This is a genomic window from Pseudomonas sp. zbq_18 (assembly GCF_043102245.1).
Lineage (GTDB): Bacteria > Pseudomonadota > Gammaproteobacteria > Pseudomonadales > Pseudomonadaceae > Aquipseudomonas.
This window is the reverse complement of sequence record NZ_JBICIT010000014.1, coordinates 70,443-92,799: the sequence shown is the minus strand read 5'-3', so window position 1 is coordinate 92,799 and position 22,357 is coordinate 70,443. Positions and strand designations below refer to the sequence as shown.

General features: G+C 63.9%; 21 protein-coding genes and 1 tRNA gene. 9 read left to right on the top strand and 13 right to left on the bottom strand.

Annotated elements, in window-relative coordinates; all coding sequences use genetic code 11:
* Positions 1-125: 125 nt before the first annotated feature.
* The gene (locus ACF8C6_RS12015; protein ID WP_392499502.1) at positions 126-2,270 is read left to right on the top strand and encodes a 3-hydroxyacyl-CoA dehydrogenase NAD-binding domain-containing protein; all 2,145 of its coding nucleotides are present in this window, start codon (positions 126-128) and stop codon (positions 2,268-2,270) included.
* A gap of 87 nt (positions 2,271-2,357) precedes the next feature.
* Here the strand turns inward: ACF8C6_RS12015 and ptrC are convergent, their stop codons facing one another.
* The gene (ptrC, locus tag ACF8C6_RS12010; protein WP_392499501.1) at positions 2,358-2,567 is read right to left on the bottom strand and encodes a type III secretion system co-regulatory protein PtrC; all 210 of its coding nucleotides are present in this window, start codon (positions 2,565-2,567) and stop codon (positions 2,358-2,360) included.
* A gap of 345 nt (positions 2,568-2,912) precedes the next feature.
* On the opposite strand from ptrC, the gene ACF8C6_RS12005 reads away from it, so the two are divergent.
* Positions 2,913-3,641: an amidotransferase gene (locus ACF8C6_RS12005; RefSeq protein ID WP_392499500.1), complete on the top strand. Its 729-nt coding sequence runs from the start codon at positions 2,913-2,915 to the stop codon at positions 3,639-3,641.
* A gap of 94 nt (positions 3,642-3,735) precedes the next feature.
* Here the strand turns inward: ACF8C6_RS12005 and ACF8C6_RS12000 are convergent, their stop codons facing one another.
* From ACF8C6_RS12000 to ACF8C6_RS11990, 3 genes are all read right to left on the bottom strand, one after another.
* Entirely contained in the window at positions 3,736-4,710 is a 975-nt protein-coding gene (locus ACF8C6_RS12000; RefSeq protein WP_392499499.1) for a magnesium and cobalt transport protein CorA, read from the bottom strand.
* Between the two features lie 73 nt (positions 4,711-4,783).
* Positions 4,784-5,515 carry a 1-acylglycerol-3-phosphate O-acyltransferase gene (locus tag ACF8C6_RS11995; protein ID WP_392499498.1) on the bottom strand — a complete coding sequence of 244 codons (732 nt, stop codon included), beginning with the start codon at positions 5,513-5,515 and terminating at the stop codon, positions 4,784-4,786.
* Positions 5,516-5,673: 158 nt separating this feature from the next.
* Entirely contained in the window at positions 5,674-6,363 is a 690-nt protein-coding gene (locus tag ACF8C6_RS11990) for a crotonase/enoyl-CoA hydratase family protein (protein WP_392499497.1), read from the bottom strand.
* 181 nt (positions 6,364-6,544) lie between these two features.
* On the opposite strand from ACF8C6_RS11990, the gene ACF8C6_RS11985 reads away from it, so the two are divergent.
* Together ACF8C6_RS11985 and ACF8C6_RS11980 are read left to right on the top strand one after the other, a co-directional pair.
* Positions 6,545-6,730, top strand: coding sequence for a hypothetical protein (locus ACF8C6_RS11985; RefSeq protein ID WP_392499496.1), 186 nt, complete (start codon positions 6,545-6,547; stop codon positions 6,728-6,730).
* A 92-nt stretch (positions 6,731-6,822) separates the two neighbouring features.
* Positions 6,823-6,912: transfer RNA gene (locus tag ACF8C6_RS11980), tRNA-Ser, on the top strand.
* Positions 6,913-7,020: 108 nt separating this feature from the next.
* On the opposite strand, the gene mmsB is transcribed toward ACF8C6_RS11980, so the two are convergent.
* The 6 genes from mmsB to ACF8C6_RS11950 form a co-directional block, all read right to left on the bottom strand.
* Complete coding sequence (mmsB, locus tag ACF8C6_RS11975; protein WP_392499495.1) at positions 7,021-7,905, bottom strand: 3-hydroxyisobutyrate dehydrogenase; 885 nt, start codon at positions 7,903-7,905, stop codon at positions 7,021-7,023.
* A 197-nt stretch (positions 7,906-8,102) separates the two neighbouring features.
* Positions 8,103-9,206, bottom strand: a complete 1,104-nt coding sequence (locus ACF8C6_RS11970) for an enoyl-CoA hydratase/isomerase family protein (protein WP_392499494.1) — start codon at positions 9,204-9,206, stop codon at positions 8,103-8,105.
* A 141-nt stretch (positions 9,207-9,347) separates the two neighbouring features.
* Positions 9,348-10,166: an enoyl-CoA hydratase gene (locus ACF8C6_RS11965; RefSeq protein WP_392499493.1), complete on the bottom strand. Its 819-nt coding sequence runs from the start codon at positions 10,164-10,166 to the stop codon at positions 9,348-9,350.
* A 135-nt stretch (positions 10,167-10,301) separates the two neighbouring features.
* Positions 10,302-11,465, bottom strand: coding sequence for an acyl-CoA dehydrogenase family protein (locus ACF8C6_RS11960; RefSeq protein WP_392499492.1), 1,164 nt, complete (start codon positions 11,463-11,465; stop codon positions 10,302-10,304).
* Between the two features lie 6 nt (positions 11,466-11,471).
* Positions 11,472-12,719 (bottom strand): ABC transporter substrate-binding protein, encoded by a 1,248-nt coding sequence (locus ACF8C6_RS11955; protein WP_392499491.1) that lies wholly within the window; start codon positions 12,717-12,719, stop codon positions 11,472-11,474.
* A 108-nt stretch (positions 12,720-12,827) separates the two neighbouring features.
* Entirely contained in the window at positions 12,828-14,321 is a 1,494-nt protein-coding gene (locus ACF8C6_RS11950; protein ID WP_392499490.1) for a CoA-acylating methylmalonate-semialdehyde dehydrogenase, read from the bottom strand.
* Between the two features lie 118 nt (positions 14,322-14,439).
* Here ACF8C6_RS11950 and ACF8C6_RS11945 point away from each other — a divergent pair, with 118 nt between their 5' ends.
* On the top strand, positions 14,440-15,321 hold the full coding sequence (locus ACF8C6_RS11945; protein ID WP_392499489.1) for an AraC family transcriptional regulator: 882 nt from the start codon (positions 14,440-14,442) through the stop codon (positions 15,319-15,321).
* Positions 15,322-15,390: 69 nt separating this feature from the next.
* On the opposite strand, the gene ACF8C6_RS11940 is transcribed toward ACF8C6_RS11945, so the two are convergent.
* Positions 15,391-15,954, bottom strand: a complete 564-nt coding sequence (locus tag ACF8C6_RS11940; RefSeq protein WP_392499488.1) for a flavin reductase family protein — start codon at positions 15,952-15,954, stop codon at positions 15,391-15,393.
* A gap of 7 nt (positions 15,955-15,961) precedes the next feature.
* Entirely contained in the window at positions 15,962-17,326 is a 1,365-nt protein-coding gene (locus tag ACF8C6_RS11935; RefSeq protein WP_392499487.1) for an aminotransferase class III-fold pyridoxal phosphate-dependent enzyme, read from the bottom strand.
* Positions 17,327-17,410: 84 nt separating this feature from the next.
* Between ACF8C6_RS11935 and ACF8C6_RS11930 the strand changes: the two genes are divergently transcribed.
* Both ACF8C6_RS11930 and ACF8C6_RS11925 read left to right on the top strand, forming a co-directional pair.
* Complete coding sequence (locus ACF8C6_RS11930; RefSeq protein ID WP_392499486.1) at positions 17,411-18,310, top strand: LysR family transcriptional regulator; 900 nt, start codon at positions 17,411-17,413, stop codon at positions 18,308-18,310.
* Between the two features lie 258 nt (positions 18,311-18,568).
* The gene (locus tag ACF8C6_RS11925; RefSeq protein ID WP_392499485.1) at positions 18,569-19,063 is read left to right on the top strand and encodes a hypothetical protein; all 495 of its coding nucleotides are present in this window, start codon (positions 18,569-18,571) and stop codon (positions 19,061-19,063) included.
* Between the two features lie 15 nt (positions 19,064-19,078).
* On the opposite strand, the gene rlmE is transcribed toward ACF8C6_RS11925, so the two are convergent.
* Complete coding sequence (gene rlmE, locus ACF8C6_RS11920; RefSeq protein ID WP_392499484.1) at positions 19,079-19,699, bottom strand: 23S rRNA (uridine(2552)-2'-O)-methyltransferase RlmE; 621 nt, start codon at positions 19,697-19,699, stop codon at positions 19,079-19,081.
* A gap of 214 nt (positions 19,700-19,913) precedes the next feature.
* Here rlmE and ACF8C6_RS11915 point away from each other — a divergent pair, with 214 nt between their 5' ends.
* Positions 19,914-21,533, top strand: a complete 1,620-nt coding sequence (locus ACF8C6_RS11915; RefSeq protein WP_392499483.1) for an FAD-dependent protein — start codon at positions 19,914-19,916, stop codon at positions 21,531-21,533.
* Positions 21,533-22,261 carry a TrmH family RNA methyltransferase gene (locus tag ACF8C6_RS11910; protein ID WP_392499482.1) on the top strand — a complete coding sequence of 243 codons (729 nt, stop codon included), beginning with the start codon at positions 21,533-21,535 and terminating at the stop codon, positions 22,259-22,261. The genes ACF8C6_RS11915 and ACF8C6_RS11910 overlap by 1 nt, the downstream gene beginning before the upstream one ends.
* The last annotated feature ends 96 nt before the right edge of the window (positions 22,262-22,357 follow it).

The window sequence follows — 22,357 nt, the reverse complement described above, 5'->3', positions numbered from 1 at the left end:
TTGGAAATCCTCCGGAAATGCTCATTTGCTACAGCAAACTCCGCTTTCCGAATGATTTCCGCCTAGCCTGACCTTCGCTCGTGACGCCCCTGAAGCGCTCCCCGAACATTTGGGAAGTGAATGCAATGACTGACGCCATCCGTTACGAAAAGGGCCAGGACAATATCGTCGTCCTGACCATCGACATGCCCGGCCAGAGCGCCAACACCATGAACGCGGTGTACCGCGAGGCCATGGGTGCCACCGTGGATCGCCTGGAGGCCGAGAAGGACTCCATCGCCGGCGTTATCGTCACCTCGGCGAAGAAGACTTTCTTCGCCGGCGGCGACCTCAACGAACTGATCAAGGTCACCAAGGCCGACGCCAAGTCGTTCTACGACATGATCCTCAACATCAAGGGGCAGCTGCGCCGCCTGGAGACCCTGGGCAAGCCGGTGGTGGCCGCGATCAACGGCGCCGCCCTGGGCGGCGGCTGGGAAATCTGCCTGGCCTGCCACCACCGTATCGCCCTGGACAATTCCAGCGTGCAGCTGGGCCTGCCGGAAGTGACCCTCGGCCTGCTGCCGGGTGGTGGCGGTGTGGTGCGCATGGTGCGCCTGCTCGGCCTGGAGAAGGCGCTGCCGTACCTGGCCGAAGGCAAGAAGGTGCGCCCGGACGCCGCGCTCAAGGCCGGCCTGATCCACGACATCGCCGCGACCCCGGACGAGATGCTGAGCAAGGCGCGCGCCTGGATTGCCGCCAACCCGAGTGCCGTGCAGCCGTGGGACACCAAGGGCTACAAGATCCCCGGCGGCACGCCGAGCACCCCGGCCGTGGCGCAGATGCTGGCCATCGCCCCGAGCGTGCTGCGTGACAAGACCAAGGGCTGCTTCCCGGCGCCGGAGAAGATCATGTGCGCCGCCGTCGAGGGCGCCCAGGTCGATTTCGACACCGCGCAGATCATCGAGGCGCGCTACTTCACCGAGCTGACCACCGGCCAGGTGGCGAAGAATATGATCGGCACCTTCTGGTTCCAGTTGAACGAGATCAACGCCGGCAGCTCGCGCCCGCAGGGCATCCCGCCGTACGTGACCAAGAAGGTCGGCGTGCTCGGTGCCGGCATGATGGGCGCCGGCATCGCCTATGTGTCGGCGGCCGCTGGCATCGAGGTGGTGCTGAAAGACGTATCCATCGAGGCCGCCGAGAAGGGCAAGGCCTACTCGGCCAAGCTGCTCGACAAGAAGGTCAGCAAAGGCCACATGACCGCCGACAAGCGCGACGCCTTCCTGGCGCGGATCAAGCCGACCGCCAGTGACGCCGACCTCGAAGGCTGCGACCTGATCATCGAGGCAGTGTTCGAGGATCGCGCCCTCAAGGCCAAGGTCAACGCCGCCGCCGAGGCCGCCGCGCTGCCGGATGCGGTGATCGCCTCCAACACCTCGACCCTGCCGATCACCGGCCTTGCCACGGCGGTGCAGAAGCAGGACAAGTTCATCGGCCTGCACTTCTTCAGCCCGGTCGACAAGATGCCGCTGGTGGAGATCATCCGTGGCGCCAAAACCAGCGATGAGACGCTGGCGCGCGGCTTCGACTATGTGCTGCAGATCAAGAAGACCCCGATCGTGGTCGAGGACAGCCGCGGCTTCTTCACCTCGCGGGTGTTCGGCACCTTCACCAACGAGGGCATCGCCATGCTCGGCGAGGGTGTCAGCGCGGCGATGATCGAGGCCGAGGCACGCAAGGCCGGCATGCCGGTGGGCCCGCTGGCGATCAGTGACGAAGTGTCGATGAGCCTGATGGACCATATCCGCCAGCAGACCGTGGCTGACTTGGCCGCCGAGGGCAAACAGATTCCGCAACATCCGGCGTTTGCCGTGATCGACCTGATGCTCAAGGAGTACAAGCGTCCGGGCAAGGCCGCCGGTGGTGGCTTCTACGATTACCCCGAGGGCGGCAAGAAGCACCTGTGGCCACAGCTCAAGGCGCGCTTCGAGAAGGCCGATGCGCAGATCTCCCAGGAGGACGTGCGCGACCGCATTCTGTTTATCCAGGCCATCGAGACGGTGCGCTGCGTGGAGGAGGGCGTGCTGAAGTCGGTGGCCGACGCCAATATCGGCTCGATCTTCGGCATCGGCTTCGCCGCCTGGACCGGCGGGGCGTTGCAGTTCATCAACCAGTATGGGGTGAAGGACTTCGTTGCCCGTGCCCAGTACCTGGCCGAGCAGTACGGAGAACGCTTCCTGCCGCCGGCGCTGCTGCTGGAGAAGGCGGCCAAGGGCGAGGCCTTCTGAGGTTTGCGCGGTTGACGAGGAAGCCGGCCTAAGCCGGCTTTTTCGTTTCCGCGTTCTGCAGCGTCGAGCGGATAGGCGCGTTGCGCCTTATGCTGCCTGGCACCAGCCGTTCTGCAGGCAGATCACGGAGTGGATCGCCAATTTCTCGCTCTGCCGGGTGGGCATGCGCAGGGTCAGCAGGTCGCCATCCTCGGTGTGCACGGCCGCCTCGGACTCGAAGTGCAGGCCCGACTCGCTCAGGCTGACGTAGGTGATGCCGTAGGTGCTGGTGTTGGAAAAGGCTTCGGTGATGGACATGACAAGACCTCCGTGGCGAATGCCGCAGTGACTCATTGGCGGGCGCGGGCCTGCTGTTGGGTGGGCGTCGGTACGCTGTGGAAGGCGGAGGCGGCAATCAGGCTGGCGATGGCGGCGAAACTGCTCATGCTGTTTTTCCTCTGTGATGGGGGCTGTGGCAGCATCTTTGCCGAGCACCGCCATCAACAGAAGTGAATGCTCGGCATGATGCCTATCGAAGACAGTGATAGTTGCCGGAGATCGCCAGATTTCATCGGAAAGCCCCGTGGATATTGCGTTCCAGACACCTTCGATGCACGCTAGGCGCCTTCTCAACCACCCAGGTCGCCTCAGGTAATCCACTCAATGTCACTGCGCATCTGCATTCTGGAAACCGATGTACTCCGCCCCGAACTTATCGACCAATACCAGGGCTACGGCCGCATGTTTGAACGCCTGTTCTCCAAGCAGCCGCTGGCGGCCAGCTTCGAGGTGTTCAACGTGGTGCAGGGCGAGTATCCGGCTGACGACGAGCGCTATGACGCCTACCTGGTAACCGGCAGCAAAGCCGACTCCTTTGGCAGTGATCCGTGGATTCAGACCCTCAAGACCTATCTGCTGCAGCGCTATGAGAATGGCGACAAGCTGCTCGGTATCTGCTTCGGTCATCAGTTGCTCGCGCTGCTCCTCGGCGGCCGCAGTGAGCGGGCCGCGCAGGGCTGGGGCGTGGGCATCCATCACTACGAGATCAAGCAGCAGGCGCAGTGGATGACCCCGGCGCTGGAGCGCCTGACGCTACTGATCAGTCACCAGGATCAGGTCACCTCACTGCCGGAGAACGCCACCCTGTTGGCCTCGAGCGAGTTCTGTCCGGTTGCGGCCTATTGCATCGGTGAACAGGTGCTGTGCTTCCAGGGCCACCCCGAGTTTATCCACGACTACTCGCGCACCCTGCTCGATATTCGCCAGAAGTGCATCGGTGAGCCGGTCTACAGCAAGGCGGTAGAGAGCCTGGAACACGATCACCAAGGCACCACGGTGGCCGAGTGGATGATGCGTTTCGTGGCCCAGGGCAAAGGCGTGCAAAGCGCCTGAGCCGCAGGCGTCGCCGGGTAGACCGTTTTGCAGCCCAGCCAGGTCTTGAGCTGGGCTTCATGCTTTGGGTTTCTACCCGAATCTGCCCAGGTTGCTACAGCCAGCCCAGGCGCTTGAAGTTGGCAAACAGTCCGACGCAGCCCATGCCAATCAGGCCAAGCACGCCGAAATAGCCGTAATGCCAGGTCAGCTCCGGCATGTTCTGGAAGTTCATCCCATAGATCCCAGCCACTGCAGTGGGGAAGGCGAGGATGGCCGCCCAGGCGGCGAATTTGCGCTGGGTCAGGCTTTGCCTGGAAGCCTCCAGCAGCAGGCCGATTTCGATGGCGTGATCGGCCATTTCCCGCAGGCCGGTGAGGTCTTCCAGTAAACGACTGACGTGGATGGCAATGTCGCGGAAGTACGGGCGCATGTGCTTGTCGATGAAGGGAAAGTCGAGCTGCTGCAGTTCCTGGCAGATTTCCGAGAGCGGCGCGACCTGGCGGCGCAGGCGGAGCAGGTCGCGACGCAGGCTGTGGATGCGCTCGACATCGGCCTGGGCCAGCGGGCGCTTTAACACGGTCTGCTCGATGTCCTCCAATTCGCTGTGAATGCGGTCCAGCAGCGGCCGGTAGTTCTCGATCACGAAGGCGAGCAGGGCATAGAGCACGAAGTCCTCGCCATGCTCCAGCAGCAGCGGTCGTGCCTCGCAGCGCTGGCGCACGCTGGAGTAGGGCGCCGAATCGCCGTAGCGCGCACTGATCACATAGCCTTTGCCGGCGAATAGCTGGGTCTCGACGAACTCCAGACGCCCCTCGGCCCGGCGGATCGGCGAGTAAAGCACCATGAACAGGGCGTCGCCGAAGGTTTCCAGCTTGGGGCGGGTGTGCTGGGCGATAGCGTCTTCCATGGCCAGCTCATGCAGGCCGAACTGCTGCTGCAGGGTGTGCAGTTGGCTGCTGTCGGGGTCGCGTAGACCAATCCAGACGAAGTGCTCGGGCTGCGAAGCCCACTCATGGCCCTGGTTGAGGGCGATATCGGCGACTTTCTTGCCTTTGTGGTAAGCGGCGGCGGCAACGACCTGACCCATGGAGCCTCCTCGTTCTTTGATACCGAAGCTTAACCCGCAAAGAAAAGGCCCGGAACATGCCGGGCCTCTCGCGTCAGACTGCAGCCTTGGTGCCTACCGCACTGTCGAGCTGCTCGATGCATTCGCGCATCATGAGCTGGCATCGTTCCATCAGTTGCGGCAGATCATCGAGGGTCAGCCCCAGCGTCGGGATAGCCGGCAGCGAGCGGATCATCACCTTTCCGCTGCTCCAGCGGTTGAGCTTGAAACGCCCGGCGTAGGTGCTGACACAGACTGGAATGATCGGCACGCCAGCGGCGATGGCCATCTGGAAGGCGCCCTTCTTGAAGGGCAGCAGGCCCTTGCCCTGGTTGCGCGTACCCTCGGGGAATACCCAGATCGAGGTATCGCGCTGCTGCAGGGCTTCGGTGGTCTGCAGCATGGCCTGCTTGGCCTTTTGGCCGTTGCCCCGGTCGATCAGTACATTGCCCGCCAGCCAGTACAGCTGGCCGAAGAAGGGCACCCATTTCAGGCTCTTCTTGCCAATGCTGACGGTGCGCGGTGGCACCACGCGGCCCAGCACATAGAGGTCGTAGTTGGACTGGTGGTTGGCCACGATCACACAGGGACGATCCTGGCCGAACAGGCTACTAACCTCGGCCTTGAGCTTGATGCGCAGCATGCACAGGGCCGGTAGCGAATACAGGCGCGCGCACAGGCGGCTGTTGTCCGGATTGAACGGACGGCACAGGCCGAGCACCAGGCCGAGCACACCGGCAAGAACGAAGTGCAGCCCCATCAAAAACATGCGCGCAAGGAAAAGCATCGGTAAGCCTTCAGGCAGACAAAAAGGCGCGCAGTGTACGGGCGTGCACTATTTTCGGCAATTGACGCCGATCAGAGGTTGTTGCCGGGCGTTTCCGCGGCGTTCGGAGCAAATGAAAAGCCCGGCACTGGGCCGGGCTTGTCGGTGGCGCGGGGGTATCAGCCCAGGTGTTGCTGATCCAGCTCGATGGCCTTATCCAGCGTTTCCAGAAACGCCTTGCGTACCTTCAGCTTGGTGTTCTTGTGCGCGGTCATGTTGATCTTCTTCAGCTGCTGGGCAGCGGCGACGGCGGTGGCCATCAACTGCTCGGCCGGTACCACCTTGTCGAGGAAGCCGGCGTCCATGGCATCTTGCGGATTGAAGATTTCGCCATTGATCACCGAACGGTGGAAGGCGGACTTGCGCAGGCGGTCACGGGCCAGTTCGATGCCGGCGTGGTGCATGGTCATGCCGATCTGTACTTCGTTCAGGCCGATGTTGAACGGGCCTTCGACGCCGATACGGTAGTCGGCCGAGAGCAGGATGAACGCGCCCTTGGCGATGGCATGGCCCGGGCAGGCGACGATGATCGGGAACGGGTGGGCGAGCATGCGGCGGGCCAGGGTGGAGCCGGCGGTGACCAGTGCCACGGCGTTCTGCGGGCCGGAGGTCATCACCTTCAGGTCGTAGCCGCCGGAGAGGATGCCCGGCTGGCCGGTGATGATCACTACGGCACGATCTTGCACGGCTTGATCCAGCGCGGCGTTGAACGCGCTGATCACATCCGGGGAAATGGCGTTCACCTTGCCGTTATTGAGGGTCAGGGTGGCGATGCCGTCGTCGAGTTGGTAGCTGATCAGTTCGCTCATGGCGCAAGTCCTAGTCCGGGTATGGAAGTGGCGCTGACGTTACCCAGCCGGAACGCAGGGGTAAAGCGCTTTGACTGACTGCAGGGTCACCCTCGACTGCTTGGCTATGGCCCCCATGGGCTGTCTCAATTGGTGGCGTAACCGCTCAGTGGCTAGGGTAAGCGCCATTCGAGGAGACCCTATGCGAGCATTTTCCCGTGTCACACTGTTTGGCTTACTGATAGTTCTGATCGGTCTGGCCGAAAGCACCTACAGTCACAGCGCTTCGGGGGTGGTCCAGCTATTCCTGTTCAGTCTGTTCGTCTCGCTGGGGTTCCTGCTGTTCGGCGCTCAGCGTTTCGAGGCGAAACCGCCGGGCACCCCATAAGCGCATGAATAGACTGAAAAAAAGTTTGCATTCGAAAGTGTCTGCGGCTACATTAGCGCGCCTCGACAGACCAGACCGGTTTGCCGAGATCCGGTGAAGTGTCCGAGCGGTTGAAGGAGCACGCCTGGAAAGTGTGTATACGGGAAACCGTATCGAGGGTTCGAATCCCTCCTTCACCGCCAGACCCAATGCAAAAGCCCTGAAAACAGTAGAGTTTTCGGGGCTTTTGCTTTTCTGGGGCATGGGCCGTGGAAATCGACGTCAGTCGTAGCGTGATCAGCGGGCTGCGCTTATTCCACAAACAGCTTCTGCACCGCCGAGAAGTCGAGCTTGCCGTTACCCTGCTTGAGCAGCAGGCGGTACAGCTGCAGGGCCAGGGCGCCCATCGGCGTGCTGCTGCCGGTGGTTTGGGCGGCCTCCTGGGCCAGGCCCAGGTCCTTGGCCATCAGCTCGGCCATGAAACCGCCCGAGTAACCTTTCGCGGCCGGCACATTGTCCATCACCCCTGGCCAGGGGTTGTACTTCTCCAGGCTCCAGTTGCCGCCCGAGCTCTGTCGCATGATCTCCGCCAGCACCGCAGGGTCGAGGCCGCTGGCCACACCCAGGGCCATGGCCTCGGCGGTGCCGATCATGTGTACGGCAAGCAACTGGTTGTTGCACACCTTGGCCACCTGGCCAGCGCCGTCCGGGCCGGCATGGAAGATGTTGCGGCCCATGGCCTCGAAGATCGGTCGGGCTTTTTCCAGGGTTGCGGCTTCACCTCCGATCATGAAGGTGAGGGTGCCGGCGGCCGCACCGGCCGTGCCTCCAGATACCGGCGCATCGAGCAGCGCAATACCGCGTGCGGCAGCAGCCTGGTGCACCTTGCGCGCCGAGTCCGGGGCGATGGTCGAACATTCCAGTACCAGGCTGCCGGGGGCGATTTGGGTCAGCAGGCCGTTGTCGCCGAGGTACAGGCCTTCCACATGGCGACTGGCTGGCAGCATGCTGACCACTACCTGAGCGTCGCGCACCGCTTCGGCGGCGCTGCCGGCGGTCTTGCCGCCGTCCTGGGCGAAGGCGTTCAGCGCCTCACTGACCAGGTCGAAGGCGGTGACGGCAAAGCCGGCCTTGAGCAGGTTGCGGGCCATGGGCAGGCCCATGTGGCCGAGGCCGATGAAGGCGATCTGGGTCATTGTTGTTCTCCTTGTGCAGTCCCGGTTTTAGGGGCGGTCGCGCAACGCACGGCCTGGTTGTTATTCAGAGGGGGCGCTACAGGATTTCCCTCTCCCCCCGCCCCTCTCCCATACATGGGCGAGGGGAGTGTCTAGCCCGGATGCAATCCGGGAGGCGTGTGCACAACTGTCCCGGATTGCATCCGGGCTACTTCGGGCTACAGATCCGCCAGTGGGTGTTCGCCCTTCCAGACCGGGGCGAAGTGCGCCTCGATCACTGCGGCAGGGATTGCGGCTGGATCGGGCCAGTGCCACTGCGGCGCCTGATCCTTGTCGATCAGGCGGGCGCGCACGCCTTCGGGGAATTCCGGGTGGCGGCAGCAGTTCAGGCTCATGGCGTATTCCATGCGGAACACCTCGGCCAGCGACAGGTGACGGGCGCGCTGGATCTGCTGCCAGACCAGGTGCGCGGTGAGCGGGCAGCCGGCGGCCAGGGTCTTGGCGGCACGGGCCAGCAGCATGTCTTCGTCTGTCTGCAGCGGGATGAGTGCCTGCCAGGCGGCGGGTAAGTCGGCGACGTCGAGCAACGCGTCGATACGGGCGCGGCGCGGCAACCATTGGGCCTGCGGGCGCTCCGGGCGAGCCTCATGTTCCAGGGCGCGGAGCAGGCTGCCCAGCTGTTCGGCTGGCTGGTATTGCCAGTTGAGCTGGGTCAGGCCGTCGAGCAGGGCGTCCTGCTGGTCGTCGCGCAGGAAACGGTCGGCCAGGTTCAGGTCCAGAGCGTCCTGGGCGTTGATGCCGGCGGCAGTGAGGCCGAGGAACAGGCCGAGCTTGCCCGGCAGGCGGGCGAGGAACCAGCTGCCGCCGACGTCCGGGTAAAGGCCGATATTGATCTCCGGCATGCCGAGGCGGCTGCTCGGGGTGACGATACGGATGGACGCGCCCTGCATCAGCCCCATGCCGCCGCCCAGCACATGGCCGTGGGCCCAGCAGATCAGCGGTTTCGGGTAGGTGTGAATGCGGTGGTCGAGGCGGTACTCATCGGCGAAGAAGCGCCGCGCCAGCGGCGGCACCTCGCCGGGGTGTTCGCGGCACTGTTGCACGAGCTGCACCACGTCGCCGCCGGCGCAGAAGGCCTTGGCGCCGTTGGCGCGCAGCAGCACGCAGGCGATGGCGGGGTTGTCCTGCCATTCGCGCAGCTTGGCATCCAGCGCCTCGATCATCGGCAGGGTCAGGGCGTTGAGGCTCTTCTCCGCGTCCAGGCTGGCGATGCCGATGCGGTAGCCGTGCTGGGCGGGACGTTCTTCGAATTGCACGTTCATGTTCGTTTCCATCATGGGGTGGAGGCGCGGGCTCCACCGTGCGATTGCTGATGCAGTGATGTAGCCCGGACTTCAGTCCGGGAAGGCAGGCATGCCCCGGACTGAAGTCCGGGCTACCAGCTATATGCTTGCAGCTACTGTTTATTTGTTGCGCCACTGGGCGTCGCGTTTCTCCAGGAAGGCGTTGACGCCCTCGCGGGTGTCGTCGGCGTCGAACAAGTCGACGAAGCGCTCGCGCTCTTCGCTCAGCCAGCTGTTCGGGCCACGTTCGCGGGCGCCCTGGATCAGCGGTTTGATGGTGCGCACCGCCACCGGGCTCTGCCGCGCCACCTTGGCTGCCAGCAGCAGGGCGGTGCCACGGGCCTCGCCGGTATCCACCACCTGCTCGACCAGGCCGATGCGCAGGGCGGTTTCGGCGTCGACGCGTTCGCCGCAGAGGATCATGCGCTTGGCCCAGCCTTCGCCGACCAGCCAGGGCAGGTTCTGCGTGCCGCCGGCGCAGGGCAGCAGGCCGACGGTGGCTTCCGGCAGGGCCATCTGCGCCTGGCGCTCGGCGATACGGATGTCGCAGGCCAGGGCGCATTCCAGGCCGCCGCCCATGGCGTAGCCGTTGATCGCGGCGATGGACACGCCGCGGAAGTCACGCAGGGTTTCGAAGGCTTCGCCGAAGCGCCGTGCCATCTCGCGTGCGCGGGCCTTGTCGCCATCGGCGAACAGGTTGAGATCGGCGCCGGCGCTGAAGAACTTGCCGCCCTGGCCGGTCACCACCAGGGCGTAGATGTCGTCGTCTCGGTTGAGGTGCTCGATGACCTGCTTGAGGCCGATCAGCGAGTCGCGGTCCCAGGTGTTGGCCGGCGGGTGGTTGATGGTGATCAGCGCGGTATGGCCGTGCTTTTCCACGGTCAGCTTGTGGGTCAGGTCGAAGACGCCGGGTTTGTAGGCTTCGATGGCAGTGCTCATAACGGTCCTCGTATGGTGTTCCCCTCTCTCTCTGGGAGAGGGGCGGGGGGGTGAGGGTGCATAAGGCGACTCCGCGTCACCCGCTCGCCCCTCACCCTAACCCTCTCCCGGAGGAAGAGGGGACTAAAAGCAAAGCTACAGCAGGCGATCGAGCATGCCGCCCTGGTCCAGCAGGCGGCGGGCGATGATCACCCGCATGATTTCGTTGGTGCCCTCCAGAATCTGGTGCACGCGGCTGTCGCGTACCCAGCGCTCCAGGGGATAGTCATTGAGATAACCGTAGCCGCCGTGAAGTTGCAGCGCCTCGTTGCACAGGGCGAAGCAATGGTCGGTGGCGAAGCGCTTGGCCATCGCGCAATACAGGCTGGCCTCGCTGTGGCCATGGTCGAGCTTGTGCGCGGCCAGGCGCACCATCTGCCTGCTCGCTGTTAAATCGGTGAGCATGTCGGCCAGCTTGAACTGCAGGGCCTGGAACTCGCTGAGGTGCTTGCCGAACTGCTTGCGCTCTTCCACGTAGCGCAGGCTCTGCTCCAGCGCCGCCTGCGCCGCGCCCAGCGAGCAGCTGGCGATGTTGATGCGGCCGCCATCCAGCCCCTTCATGGCATAGACGAAGCCCTGGCCTTCCGGGCCGATGCGATTGCCCGCCGGGATGCGCACGCCTTCGAAGGTAATTGTACGGGTCGGTTGCGCGCGCCAGCCCATCTTCAGCTCGTTGCGACCGTACTTCACGCCCGGCGCGTCGCCCGGTACCAGGAAGCAGGACACGCCCTTGGCGCCGTCCTCGCCGGTGCGCGCCATGACGATCAGCACGTCGGTGCTGCCGGCACCGGAGATAAAGCACTTGCTGCCGTCGAGCACGTAGTCGTCGCCGTCGCGCCGCGCGCGGGTGCGCAGGCGGGCGGCGTCGGAGCCGGCGTCCGGTTCGGTCAGGCAGTAGGAGGCCAGCAGCTCGCCGGAGGTCAGGCGCGGCAGCCAGGTGTCTTTCAACGCCTGGTCGGCGAACGAGGCGAGCATCCACAAGGCCATGTTGTGGATGGTGAGAAAGGCCGTGGTAGCGATGCAGCCGGCCGAGAGCTGCTCGAAGATCAGTGAGCTGGCCAGGCGCGACAGGCCCAGGCCACCGTCTTCTTCCTTGATGTACAGGGCCAGGTAGCCCTGCTCGGCGGCGCGCTTGATCACGTCCACCGGGAAGTGGTGGTCGCGGTCCCAGTCGGCGGCGTGGGGCGCCAGTTCGTGGGCGGCAAAGGCGCGGGCGCTGTCGACCAGCAGGCGTTGTTCTTCGTTCAGCTCAAAGTCCATGGTTCCTCACTGCAATGTGCTGGGCTGGTTGGCGGCGCGGCGCTCCGCCTGCCATTCGGCAAGGGTCGGGGCGGCCTGGGCACCATCCAGGTGGTGGACGATCTCGAAATAATCCTGGCGCAAGGCGTCCTTCATCACCTCGGCGCGGGGTTTGACCTTCACTGCGTAGACGCTCTGCACGTTCTGGTGGTCAAAGGCGCGCCATTGCTGTTCGCCCTTGAGCAGGCTGTAGCGGTGCCCTTCGAGAGCCTTGATCAGCGCCTCGCTGTCCAGGCTCTTGGCACGACCGACCGCGTCGGCCCACTGGCGCACGATGCTGTAGGCCGACGCCGCCGAGCTGGAGGGGTAGACCTCGTAGCGGGCGGTGAAGTCGCGCACGAAGGCCTTGCCGGCTTCGGCGCCTTCGCGCTCCGGCACGTGCCAGGTCCAGGGCTCGGTGCCGAGCACACCGGCCATCAGGCTGGGGCCGGCCTGCTCGACGATGGCCTGGGTCAGGTTAGGTGCGACGATTTGCATGCGCTGGGTCAGGCCCAGGTCCTCGGCGACCCGCATGGCGCGCACCAGGTCCTCGCCGAACAGCACCAGGACCAGGACCTCGGCCTTGCTCTGCGCGGCCTGGCTCAGGGCGTTCTGGTAGTCGGCCAGGCGCGCGCCGGGGAAGGGCACCTTCAGCCCCGGGTGGCGGGCGACATCCGCGGTGCCGGTGGTCTGGCGCAACGAGCTTTCGCTGGTGGTGCCCCAGGTGTAGTCGGCGGTGACGTAGAAGTAGTTCTTGTTGGGCAGCTTTTCGCTCAGGTACTGGCCGAGCACCTTGGCGCTCATCCAGGCACTGTTGCATTCGCGAAACATATAGCGCTGGCCGTCCTTGCCGGTGGTGTCGTTGGAATAGGTGAGGGTGCCGAAATACAGCAGGCCGTGCTCGCGGGCGCGCTTGCCGGCGGCGATGGCCACCGCGCTGGAGGCGCCGCCGAACAGCATCGCAGCGCCTTCGGCAGCCAGCTTGTCGACGTTCTTCACCGCCTTGGCCGGACGCGAGGCGGTGTCCTGGCTGGACAGGCGCAGCGGGCGCCCCAGCACGCCGCCCTTGGCGTTGATTTCGTCGATGGCCAGCAGAGCTCCGCGCATCTGTGCCAGTCCCTCTTCCTTGTACGGGCCGGTGCGCGGGTAGTTGAGGCCGAGGGTGATCGGCTCGGCGGCCTGCGCACAGGCGGTGATCCCGGCCCACAGGGCCAGGGTGGCAGTCAGTCGTTTCATCTCAATGGCTCCTTGTTGTTGTTTTGCCAGCACCGACTGTGCAGTCCTGGCAAGCGCGGAGGCATTGTCTTTTCGTCTTAGTCGTCTCTTATTGAGGTGCGTCAGGTCTCACTTCAGCTGAATGGTCATATTGGGCCCCGTCACGGGCGTGTCATCGAACCAGCGGCTGGTGACCGTCTTGGTCTCGGTATAGAAACGAACTGCCTGCTTGCCGTAGGCGTGCAGGTCGCCATAGAACGAGCCCTTCCAGCCGGTGAAGGAGAAGAACGGCAGCGGCACCGGAATCGGCACGTTGATGCCCACCTGGCCGACTTCCACCGCGTGCTGGTAGTGGCGCGCGGCGCCGCCGGAGCGGGTGAAGATGCTGGTGCCGTTGCCATAGGGGCTGGCGTTGACCAGCTCGATGGCCTGTTCCAGCGTGTCGACCTCCATGCACACCAGCACCGGGCCGAAGATTTCCTCGCGGTACAGGCTCATCTTGGTGGTCACGCCACGGAACAGGGTTGGGCCCAGCCAGTTGCCGTTGGGGTAGCCGGCCACCTCGCACTGCGAGCCGTCGAGCAGGCACTCGGCACCTTCGGCCTTGCCCTCGGCGATCAGCTTCTGCACGCGCTGCTTGGCCTGCTGGCTGATCAGCGGGCCGTAGGCCGAACCGGCGTCTTTCCAATGACCGGGCCTGAGCTCGGCCATTTGCGCGGCCAGTTCGTCGATCCAGGCTTTCGACTCACCCACGAATACCGCCACGCTGATTGCCATGCAGCGCTGGCCGGCGGCGCCACAACTGGCGCCGAGCAGGTTGCTGATGACCTGATCCTTCGGTGCGTCAGGCATGATCACCATATGGTTCTTGGCGCCGGCGAAGGCCTGCACGCGCTTCAGATGTTGCGTTCCCGTCCGGTAGATATGCTGGCCCACCGGCACCGAGCCGACGAAGGAAATGGCGCGGATGTCCTCGTGTACCAGCAGGGCATCGACCACTTCGCGCCCGCCGTGCAGCACCTGCAGCACGCCCTTGGGTGCGCCGGCTTCGAGGAACAGTTCTGCGAGCCTGTTCGGCGTCAGCGGGTCCTGCTCGGAGGGTTTGAGAATGAAGGTGTTACCGCAGGCGATGGCCAGCGGAAACATCCACAGCGGAATCATCGCCGGGAAGTTGAACGGGGTGATGCCGACGCACACGCCGAGTGGCTGGATATAGCTGGCGGTGTCGATCTCGCGGGCGACGTTCTCCACCGTCTCACCCATCATCAGGCTGCAGATGTTGGCGGCGTGCTCCGCCACCTCGATGCCGCGCCAGACATCGCCCTTGGCATCGGCGAAGGTCTTGCCGGTTTCCGCGGCGAGAATCTCGGCCAGCTCGTCGTGATGCTCCTTGAGCAGGTGCTGGTAGCGCAGCATCAGACGCGCGCGTTCCGGTACCGGCACTTCGCGCCAGCTGAGGAAGGCTGCCTTGGCGCTGGCGATGGCCGCCTCGATTTCCTCATGGGTGGCCTTGGGTGCCAGGGCCAGGACTTCCTGGGTGGCGGGGTCGGTCACTTCGATCAGTTCGCGGGCGTGGCTGGCTTGCCACTGTCCGTCGATCAGCTGCGGGATCACCTGGGGCATCGTCGGCCTCCTGTTGTTCTTGTCTGCCCCTGTTATAGCCGGCGAAAAGCGCGCTGTGGATTGACGATCTTGCCCTGTGGATGGACGATCTTGGCATTCGAACAAGAACGAGGGCGCCATGAACGCCGCGGTGGAAACCTCCAACTGGCCGCTGCCTGCCAACGGCCTGCGCTTTATCGTGCCACCCCGGCTGCGGCGTGTGCTGGCCCGCCATCCGCTCTCTGCGGGCTGCTATCCCCTGGCCCTGGGCTTCTACCCGGAGGCCGTAGGGCACCGCATGCAACGGGTCGCCCCGGACGATCACCTGCTGATCTATTGCCGCGCCGGGCGTGGCTGGCTGGACAGTCGGGATGGACGAATCGAGGTGGGCGGTGGTGACTTGCTGCTGCTGCCCAAGGGCTACGCCCATACCTACGGCACCAGTGCCGAGCGGCCCTGGACCTTGTACTGGGTACACTTCGACGGCGCGCTGGGGGACGACTTCATCCGCCTCTTGGGCAAACCCGGCGCGCGCCGCATTGGCGTGCAGCCGCGCCTGCTGGCGGATTTCGAGGCGCTGCTCGGCCTGCACCGCCAGGGCCTCAACCCGGCGCACTTCATCCACGCCGCCCACCAATTGCAGGCGCTGCTCAGCTCCCTGGCCGTGCTACCAGCGCGCGCTACCCTGAAGTCCGGGCGGGTGCTAGACGTGGACGCGGTGCAGGCGGTGATGCGCAGTCACCTGCATGGCAGCCTCAACCTTGACGAGTTGGCGGCGCAGTTCAAGCTGTCGCGGTTCCACTTTGCCAAGACCTACCGCGCCCTGACCGGCCACGCGCCGATCCAGGATTTCATCCAGCTGAAGATGGCCCAGGCCTGCCGCCTGCTTGACCAGGGCAGCCTGGAAGTACGGCAGATCGCCGAGCAGCTGGGCTATGACGACCCTTACTACTTCTCGCGACTGTTCAGAAAGGTGGTGGGCATGGCGCCTAGTCACTATCGGGCGCTGCACCGGGGGTGAGGTGGGGCGGCCATCTTATAGAAGTGGTCATTCTTCAAAGGCTGACAACCGCAAGCCTCGACAATCACTTCAGCTGAGGCAAAACGGAGCACCTGTTGGGTAGAACGTGCCTCCCCCGGAGTAGTGAATCGTGCGCAGCTCCTCATTCGGGAAATGCCAGCGTCCACCACTGAACGCTCGTTCGTCTGCGTACGCAGCCACGACTTCGGCAATGAACAGGTCATAGCGCTGCTGTATGTGCGGCTCCTGAATGACACGGCACTCCAGATACGCCAGACAATCAGGGACGATAGGCGCCTGGACCACTTTGGCACGCGCCTCGCCAATGCCGAAGCGGGCGAATTTGTCGACCTCCCTGCCGCTGCACGAGCCCACCGCTAAAGTCAGTTCCGCCTGCATGCGAGAGGGCAGATTGAGCACGAAGCTGCCCGAGCCCTCCAGTAGCGGGCGGCTGAACGTGCTGCCATCTAAAACCAGCAATACCTTCGGCGGATCGAAGTCCAGCGGCATGGCCCAGGAGGCTGCCATCACGTTGCGCACGCCACCATGCTCGAAAGTTACCAGCGTGGTGGGGCCGTGATTGAGGAGGCGGTCGGCGGATTTGGCCAGCTGAAGGTCTTTCAGGTGCATCATCTGTTAATTACTCAAAAAGTTCGGCAATAAAGGCGCTGGCGATTTCGAGGTAGCGATCAATGTCCGCCTCGGAATGGGCGAATGATACTTGCGGCCCAGCAGAAAGAATGCCGTCCCATACCCCTCGATTGGCCATGAACAGGCGTCGGCAATCGATGAATGCCGGATCCATAGACAGGTTGGCTTCAGCGCCGTTGCGCGGCAGCCGAGGCGTCAAGCAATAACCCGAACGCGGACCAAGCTCGAAGGCGCACCAAGGTAAGTCATGGCGGGCAAAGGTCTGTCGCAGCCCAGAGGCCAGTCGCGCCCCGAGGCGTTCTATGCGCTGATAGTTCGTTATCGTTAGCACCTGCTCCAAACTGGCCCTGGCCGTGCTCACCGCCAATGCGGAAGCATAGAGGGTGCCACCTGTGGCCAAGCCGGCCGGACCAATGTCGCTGTCGGTGAATTGCTCCAGATGCCGTGCAATCGTTTCGCTCATGCCGTACAGGGCGAATGCGATACCTGAGCCGAGCCCTTTTCCCAGCACGACAAAGTCCGTCTGCAGACCCCAGGCGCCTGTCAGGCCGCCATGCGCGAACTGGAAGGTATGCGCCTCGTCCAGGCACAAAAGACTGCCGTATTGCTGCGTTAGGCGGCGCACGCCTTCCAGATAACCAGGCGCTGGTTGCACCAGCGTGCAGTTGGTCAGCGCCGGCTCCGTCAGCACCAGAGCCACCGCTTCGCTGGCTAGCACCCGCTCCAGCGCCTCGAGATCATTGAAGGGCACGATCAACGTATTCGCAGCACTGCCCCTGGCCAGTCCAAGCTGCTCATGCACAACGCCTTGCTCGCCTTGTCGGACCATGGTGTCGTCGATGTGCCCGTGGTAATGGCCATCAAAAATGACGATCTTCTCGCGCCCGGTAATGTGGCGAGCGATACGCATGACTTCGACATTCGCACCCGAGGCAGACAGTGTGAATTGCCAATAAGGAATACCGATCTGTTCGGCCAGCAGCCTACCAACCACAAGCGCGTCTTCTGTGGGCAGGAGAAACTGAGCCCCCAGGCGAACCTGGCGGCTGACGGCGTCCACCACGGGCATGGGGCCATAGCCCATGGTCATACTGAGATCTGCGACGTTAAAGTCGAGGTATTGGTTGTCATCTACATCGGTAAACACAGCACCACTGGCCGAACGGATAAAGGGTGGGCTGAATCGATTGAGTGAAACCATCCAGGCCATCGGTACACCCTGTGGCATGTACCGCCGGGACTCTTCCCTTAGCGCCTGTGATCGGGTCGTGCGCTGCCTGAACGTGGCTTCTTCACGAGCGCGCAGAGCGGTCAGGCGCGACTGATTGAAGACAAAGGGACGCAATGCGGGCATGGTGCCGGCTCCTTGGATGGGTATCTGCACCCACACTAGCTCGCACCCTTCCCATGCGGGAACGCTCAGTAACGTGGAGTCGCTATGCATAAATCGACAAGTAGCGCGGCTGATTGGGATCTCTATCGGTATTTTCTGGCAGTGATCGAATGCGGCAGCCTGAGCGCTGCGGCACGCCGCTTGGTGACCACTCAACCCACGGTCAGCAGGCAAATTGCTCGCTTGGAAATAGCACTTGATGCCAAGCTGTTTACCCGCTCGCCAGATGGACTGATTCCGACCGACGCCGCCCGGCGTCTCTACGAGCCGGCCTTGGCCATGGCCAATGCCGCGGCGGCCATTCAGCGTAGTGCCCAGGACGACGGCGAAGGTGGCACCCTGCGTATAACGGTGCCCGAGGTAATCGGCGTTGAAGTGCTCACACCTCTGCTGGCTGAGTTTCAGGCTGCCTATCCAGCTCAGCGTCTCGAATTGTCCATTGCCGAGCACAATGAAGACCTGCTGCGCCGCGAAGCCGATTTGGCTGTTCGTATGCAGCGGCCCGAGCAGGATGCCTTGCTCGTTCGCAGGCTGGGGCGGAGCCTGGTGAGTCTTCATGGGCACCGCAGCTATTTTGAGCGGCGCGGTATGCCGGAGTCGCGCGAAGAACTCGCCGCTCACAGCGTTATTGGCTACGACCGCCATGAGCGACTACATGCCCATTGGCAGGCTCAGGGTTTCCCGCTGCCCATCGACGCGTTGGCATTTCGCTCCGACTGCGCGATGGCTCGACTGGCTGCGCTGCGCGCTGGAATGGGTATCGGCCTGTGTCACGCCCGCATGGCAGTACATGAGGTCGATCTGGTTGCTCTCGATCCCAACCTCTTCAGCTTCGAACTGGAGATATGGTTGGCCATGCATGAAGATCAGCGCCAGCGCATCGGCTTACGCCAGCTGTTTGATTTCCTTGTCGATCGATTGCCGCAACGTATGGATATTGGCTAGAGGCTAAACATCAGCCCGCTGCAGGCTTAGCAGGATTTTGGCGAGCTGCATTGTGTGCTCCCAAAGAGCGACATGTGCCTGGGAATCCTCGAGCAATGTACTTCGGAGAGCGAGGACAGTTTCAGACGGATGGCCGTTTTGGTTCTGTAGCCATCATTGTTACGCGAGTCGTCCAAGCGTTCCCGACCAAGACGGCATACAATCTGCGCCTTATTACCCAGGCCATGAACATGGCTGCTCCGAACAAGGAATTCGCCCATGGCCTCCCCAGACAAACAGCACAAGCGCGCCCAGCGGGCCAAAGCCAAGGCCAAGCAGAACCGTATGGGCAAGGCCAAGAGCAACGTCGTGCATCCGCTGCTGGCCAATCCGCTGGTCAATGAGCCGTTCGATGATGTCGAGATCGACCTGAGCACCTTCGATTTCAAGGACATCGAGGAGAACGGTTTCGACCCGGCCGACTTCGACGATCTGTTCCAGGCGATGAAGGCGGGGGAGGACATCAGCCTGCTGGCGATGTGCCTGATCTTCCTGCAGTACCCGGTGCTGGAGCTGGTGGTGGCCGAGGAGTCACAGGAGTCGGCGATCGACTTCATGATGGGGCTGCTGATCGTCTATCGCGGGCTGTTCCACGATGAAGACGAAGATGCGGCAGTGAACTGGGTGGGTGGCGAGGCGTTCCAGAAGGCCTACAACGAAGCCTCGCTGATCCTGGAGAAGAAGAACGCCCGTGGGGCGCCAAGCGCCCGCTGATGCGGCGCCGGGCGCTTAGCCTTTGAAACCCTTGCCGACCAGATACACCTCGCGCGAGCGTGGGCGCGAGGCTTCCGGCTTGCGGATCATGACTTTCTCGAACGAGCTGCGCACGTCCTTGAGGAAGGCCTCGGAGCCTTCGCCCTGGAACACCTTGACCGCATAGTTGCCGCCGGGCTTGAGCACCTGGCGCACCATGTCCAGGGTCAGTTCGACCAGGTACATCGACGAGGCCTGGTCGGCCACCGCCACGCCGCTGATGTTCGGGGCGATGTCGGAGATGATCAGGTCGGGCTGGCGGCCGTCGAGTGCGCCGAGGATCTGCTGGAACACGCTGTCTTCGGTGAAGTCGCCCTGGATGAAGTCGACGTTGTCCAGCGGGTCCATCGGCAGAATGTCGCTGGCGATCACCCGACCATGGTCACCGACGATCTTGCCGGCTACCTGCGACCAGCCGCCGGGCGCCGAGCCCAGGTCCATGACCAGCATGCCGGGGCGGATCAGCTTGTCCTTCTCGTTCAGCTCCAGCAGCTTGTAGCTGGCGCGCGAGCGATAGCCATCCTTCTGCGCGCGTTTGACGTAGGGATCGTTGACGTGTTCGTTCAGCCAGCGGCTGCTGCTTTTGGAGCGTTTCATGGAGGGAGCCAAGCACGGGGATCAGAAAAATACGGCCCTGGAGGCCGCAAAGTGGCGGCAAGTATAAGCCGAGAGTGCCGTACAGGTTAAATCTGGCGGGCAGGGCGCCCATCTACTCGGCCTGACAGGGCAGGGCGGCGGCGGCTACAATTCGCGCCTTACTCCCTCCCTTCTGTTGCTTCCTTTGCCGGAGATACCGGCCAGGATTACCGCCATGATTCGCATCACCGAACTGTCCCTGCCTCTCGATCACGCCGCCGACGAGCTGCGCGCCGCCATCGTCAAGCGTCTGGGTATCGCCGACGCCGACCTGCTGAACTTCAGCGTGTTCAAGCGCAGCTACGATGCGCGCAAGAAGAACAGCGTCATCCTGTTCATCTACATCATCGATCTCGAGGTGCGTGACGAAGCGGCGGTGCTGGCGCGCTTCGCCGGCGACCAGCACATTCGCCCGGCGCCGGATACGAACTACTACCCGGTCGGCCAGGCGCCTGACGGCCTGACCGAGCGCCCCATCGTGATCGGCTTCGGCCCCTGCGGCCTGTTCGCTGCGCTGCTGCTGGCGCAGATGGGCTTCAAGCCGATCGTGCTGGAGCGTGGCAAGGATGTGCGTCGCCGCACCAAGGACACCTGGGCCCTGTGGCGCAAGAAGACCCTGACGCCCGAGTCCAACGTGCAGTTCGGTGAGGGCGGGGCGGGGCTGTTCTCCGACGGCAAGCTGTACAGCCAGATCAAGGACCCGAAGTTCTACGGGCGCAAGGTGATGCACGAGTTCGTCCGCGCTGGCGCGCCGGAAGAGATCATGTACGTCAGCAAGCCGCACATCGGCACCTTCCGCCTCACCGGCGTGGTCGCCGCCATGCGCGAGGAAATCATCGCCCTGGATGGCGAGGTGCGTTTCGAGAGCAAGGTCAGCGACCTGGTGATCAACGACGGCCAGCTCGAAGGCGTGGTGCTGGCCAGTGGCGAGACCCTGCGCAGCCGCCATGTGGTGCTGGCGCTGGGGCACAGCTCGCGCGACACCTTCCGCATGCTGCATCGCCAGGGCGTGTACATCGAGGCCAAACCCTTCGCCATCGGCTTCCGTATCGAGCACCCGCAGTCGCTGATCGACCAGGCGCGCCTGGGCAAGTACGCCGGCCACCCGGAGCTGGGCGCCGCCGACTACAAGCTGGTGCACCACGCCAAGAATGGCCGCGCCGTGTACAGCTTCTGCATGTGTCCGGGGGGCACTGTGGTGGCCGCCACCTCCGAGCCGGAGCGCGTGGTCACCAACGGCATGAGCCAGTATTCGCGCAACGAGCGCAACGCCAATGCCGGCATCGTGGTCGGCATCAACCCGGAACAGGACTTCCCCGGCGGCCCGCTGGCCGGCGTGGAGTTTCAGGAGCGTCTGGAGTCGCGGGCCTACGAGCTGGGCGGACGAGACTACTGCGCGCCGGCGCAGCTGGTCGGCGATTTCATCCGTGGCGTGCCGTCCAGCGAGTTCGGCGAGGTCGAGCCGTCCTACAAGCCTGGCGTGCGCCTGGGTGACCTGGCGCCGTCGTTGCCGGAGTACGCCATCGAGGCCATCCGCGAGGCGCTGCCGGCCTTCGGCAAGCAGATTCGCGGCTTCGACCGTGACGACGCCGTGCTCACCGGCATCGAGACCCGCACCAGCTCGCCGGTACGCATCACCCGCGACAACGAGAGCCTGCAGAGCCTCAATATCAAGGGTCTGTACCCGGCCGGCGAAGGCGCCGGATACGCCGGCGGCATTCTCTCGGCGGGCGTTGACGGCATCAAGGTCGCCGAGGCGGTGGCCAAATCAATGCTGGCCGGGCAGGGCGCCTGATGAAGCTCGACGACGTCAAGAAACTGCAGCAGAAGAAGTACCGCGCCGAGTTCGGCCACTTCCTGGTGGAGGGCGAACACCTGGTGCTGGAGCTGCAGAAGGCCGCCATGCACAACCCGCTGCTGCAGCGCAGCCAGCTGTACGTGACCGCCGCCCACGAGCACTGGCAGAGCTCGTTCAGGACCCATGTGGTCAGTGAGCGGCAGATGGCGCAGATCTCCGACACCAAGACGCCGCAGGGCATCGTCGCCGTGGTGCCGATGCCAGAGGGCGCCGCACCGGTGGTTGCCGGCGAGCGCGCCATCTACCTGCACGAGATCCAGGACCCGGGCAATCTCGGCACCATCCTGCGCACCCTGGCCTGGTTCGGCGGTTTGCGCTGCCTGCTCAGTCCCGGCAGCGTCGACCCGTACAACCCCAAGGTGGTGCGCGCCAGCATGGGCGCCATCTTCCATACACCGCTGGAACTGGACGTCGAGCTGGACTCGCTTCCCGCCCGCTTCCCGCGCATCGCCTGCCTGGACATGCGGGGCGACAGCCTGCAATCCGCCAGTTTCAAAAGCTTCGACTGCTACCTGTTCGGCAACGAGGCCCGCGGCGTACCACGTGAGCAACTGGCGACCTTGGGTGCGCAGCCCTTCACCATCGCCGGTTGCGGCGCCATCGAGTCGCTCAACCTGGCGTCGACGGTGAACATCTGTGCCTATGAGTTGATACGGGAGGTCTAGGCCTGAGCGCACTGCTTTGATTTAGGCCATGCCGTCTGCAGCTTGCCTCTAGCTGACACGTTTGGCCACCTCGTTGGCGCTCTCGGGCAAGCCGGT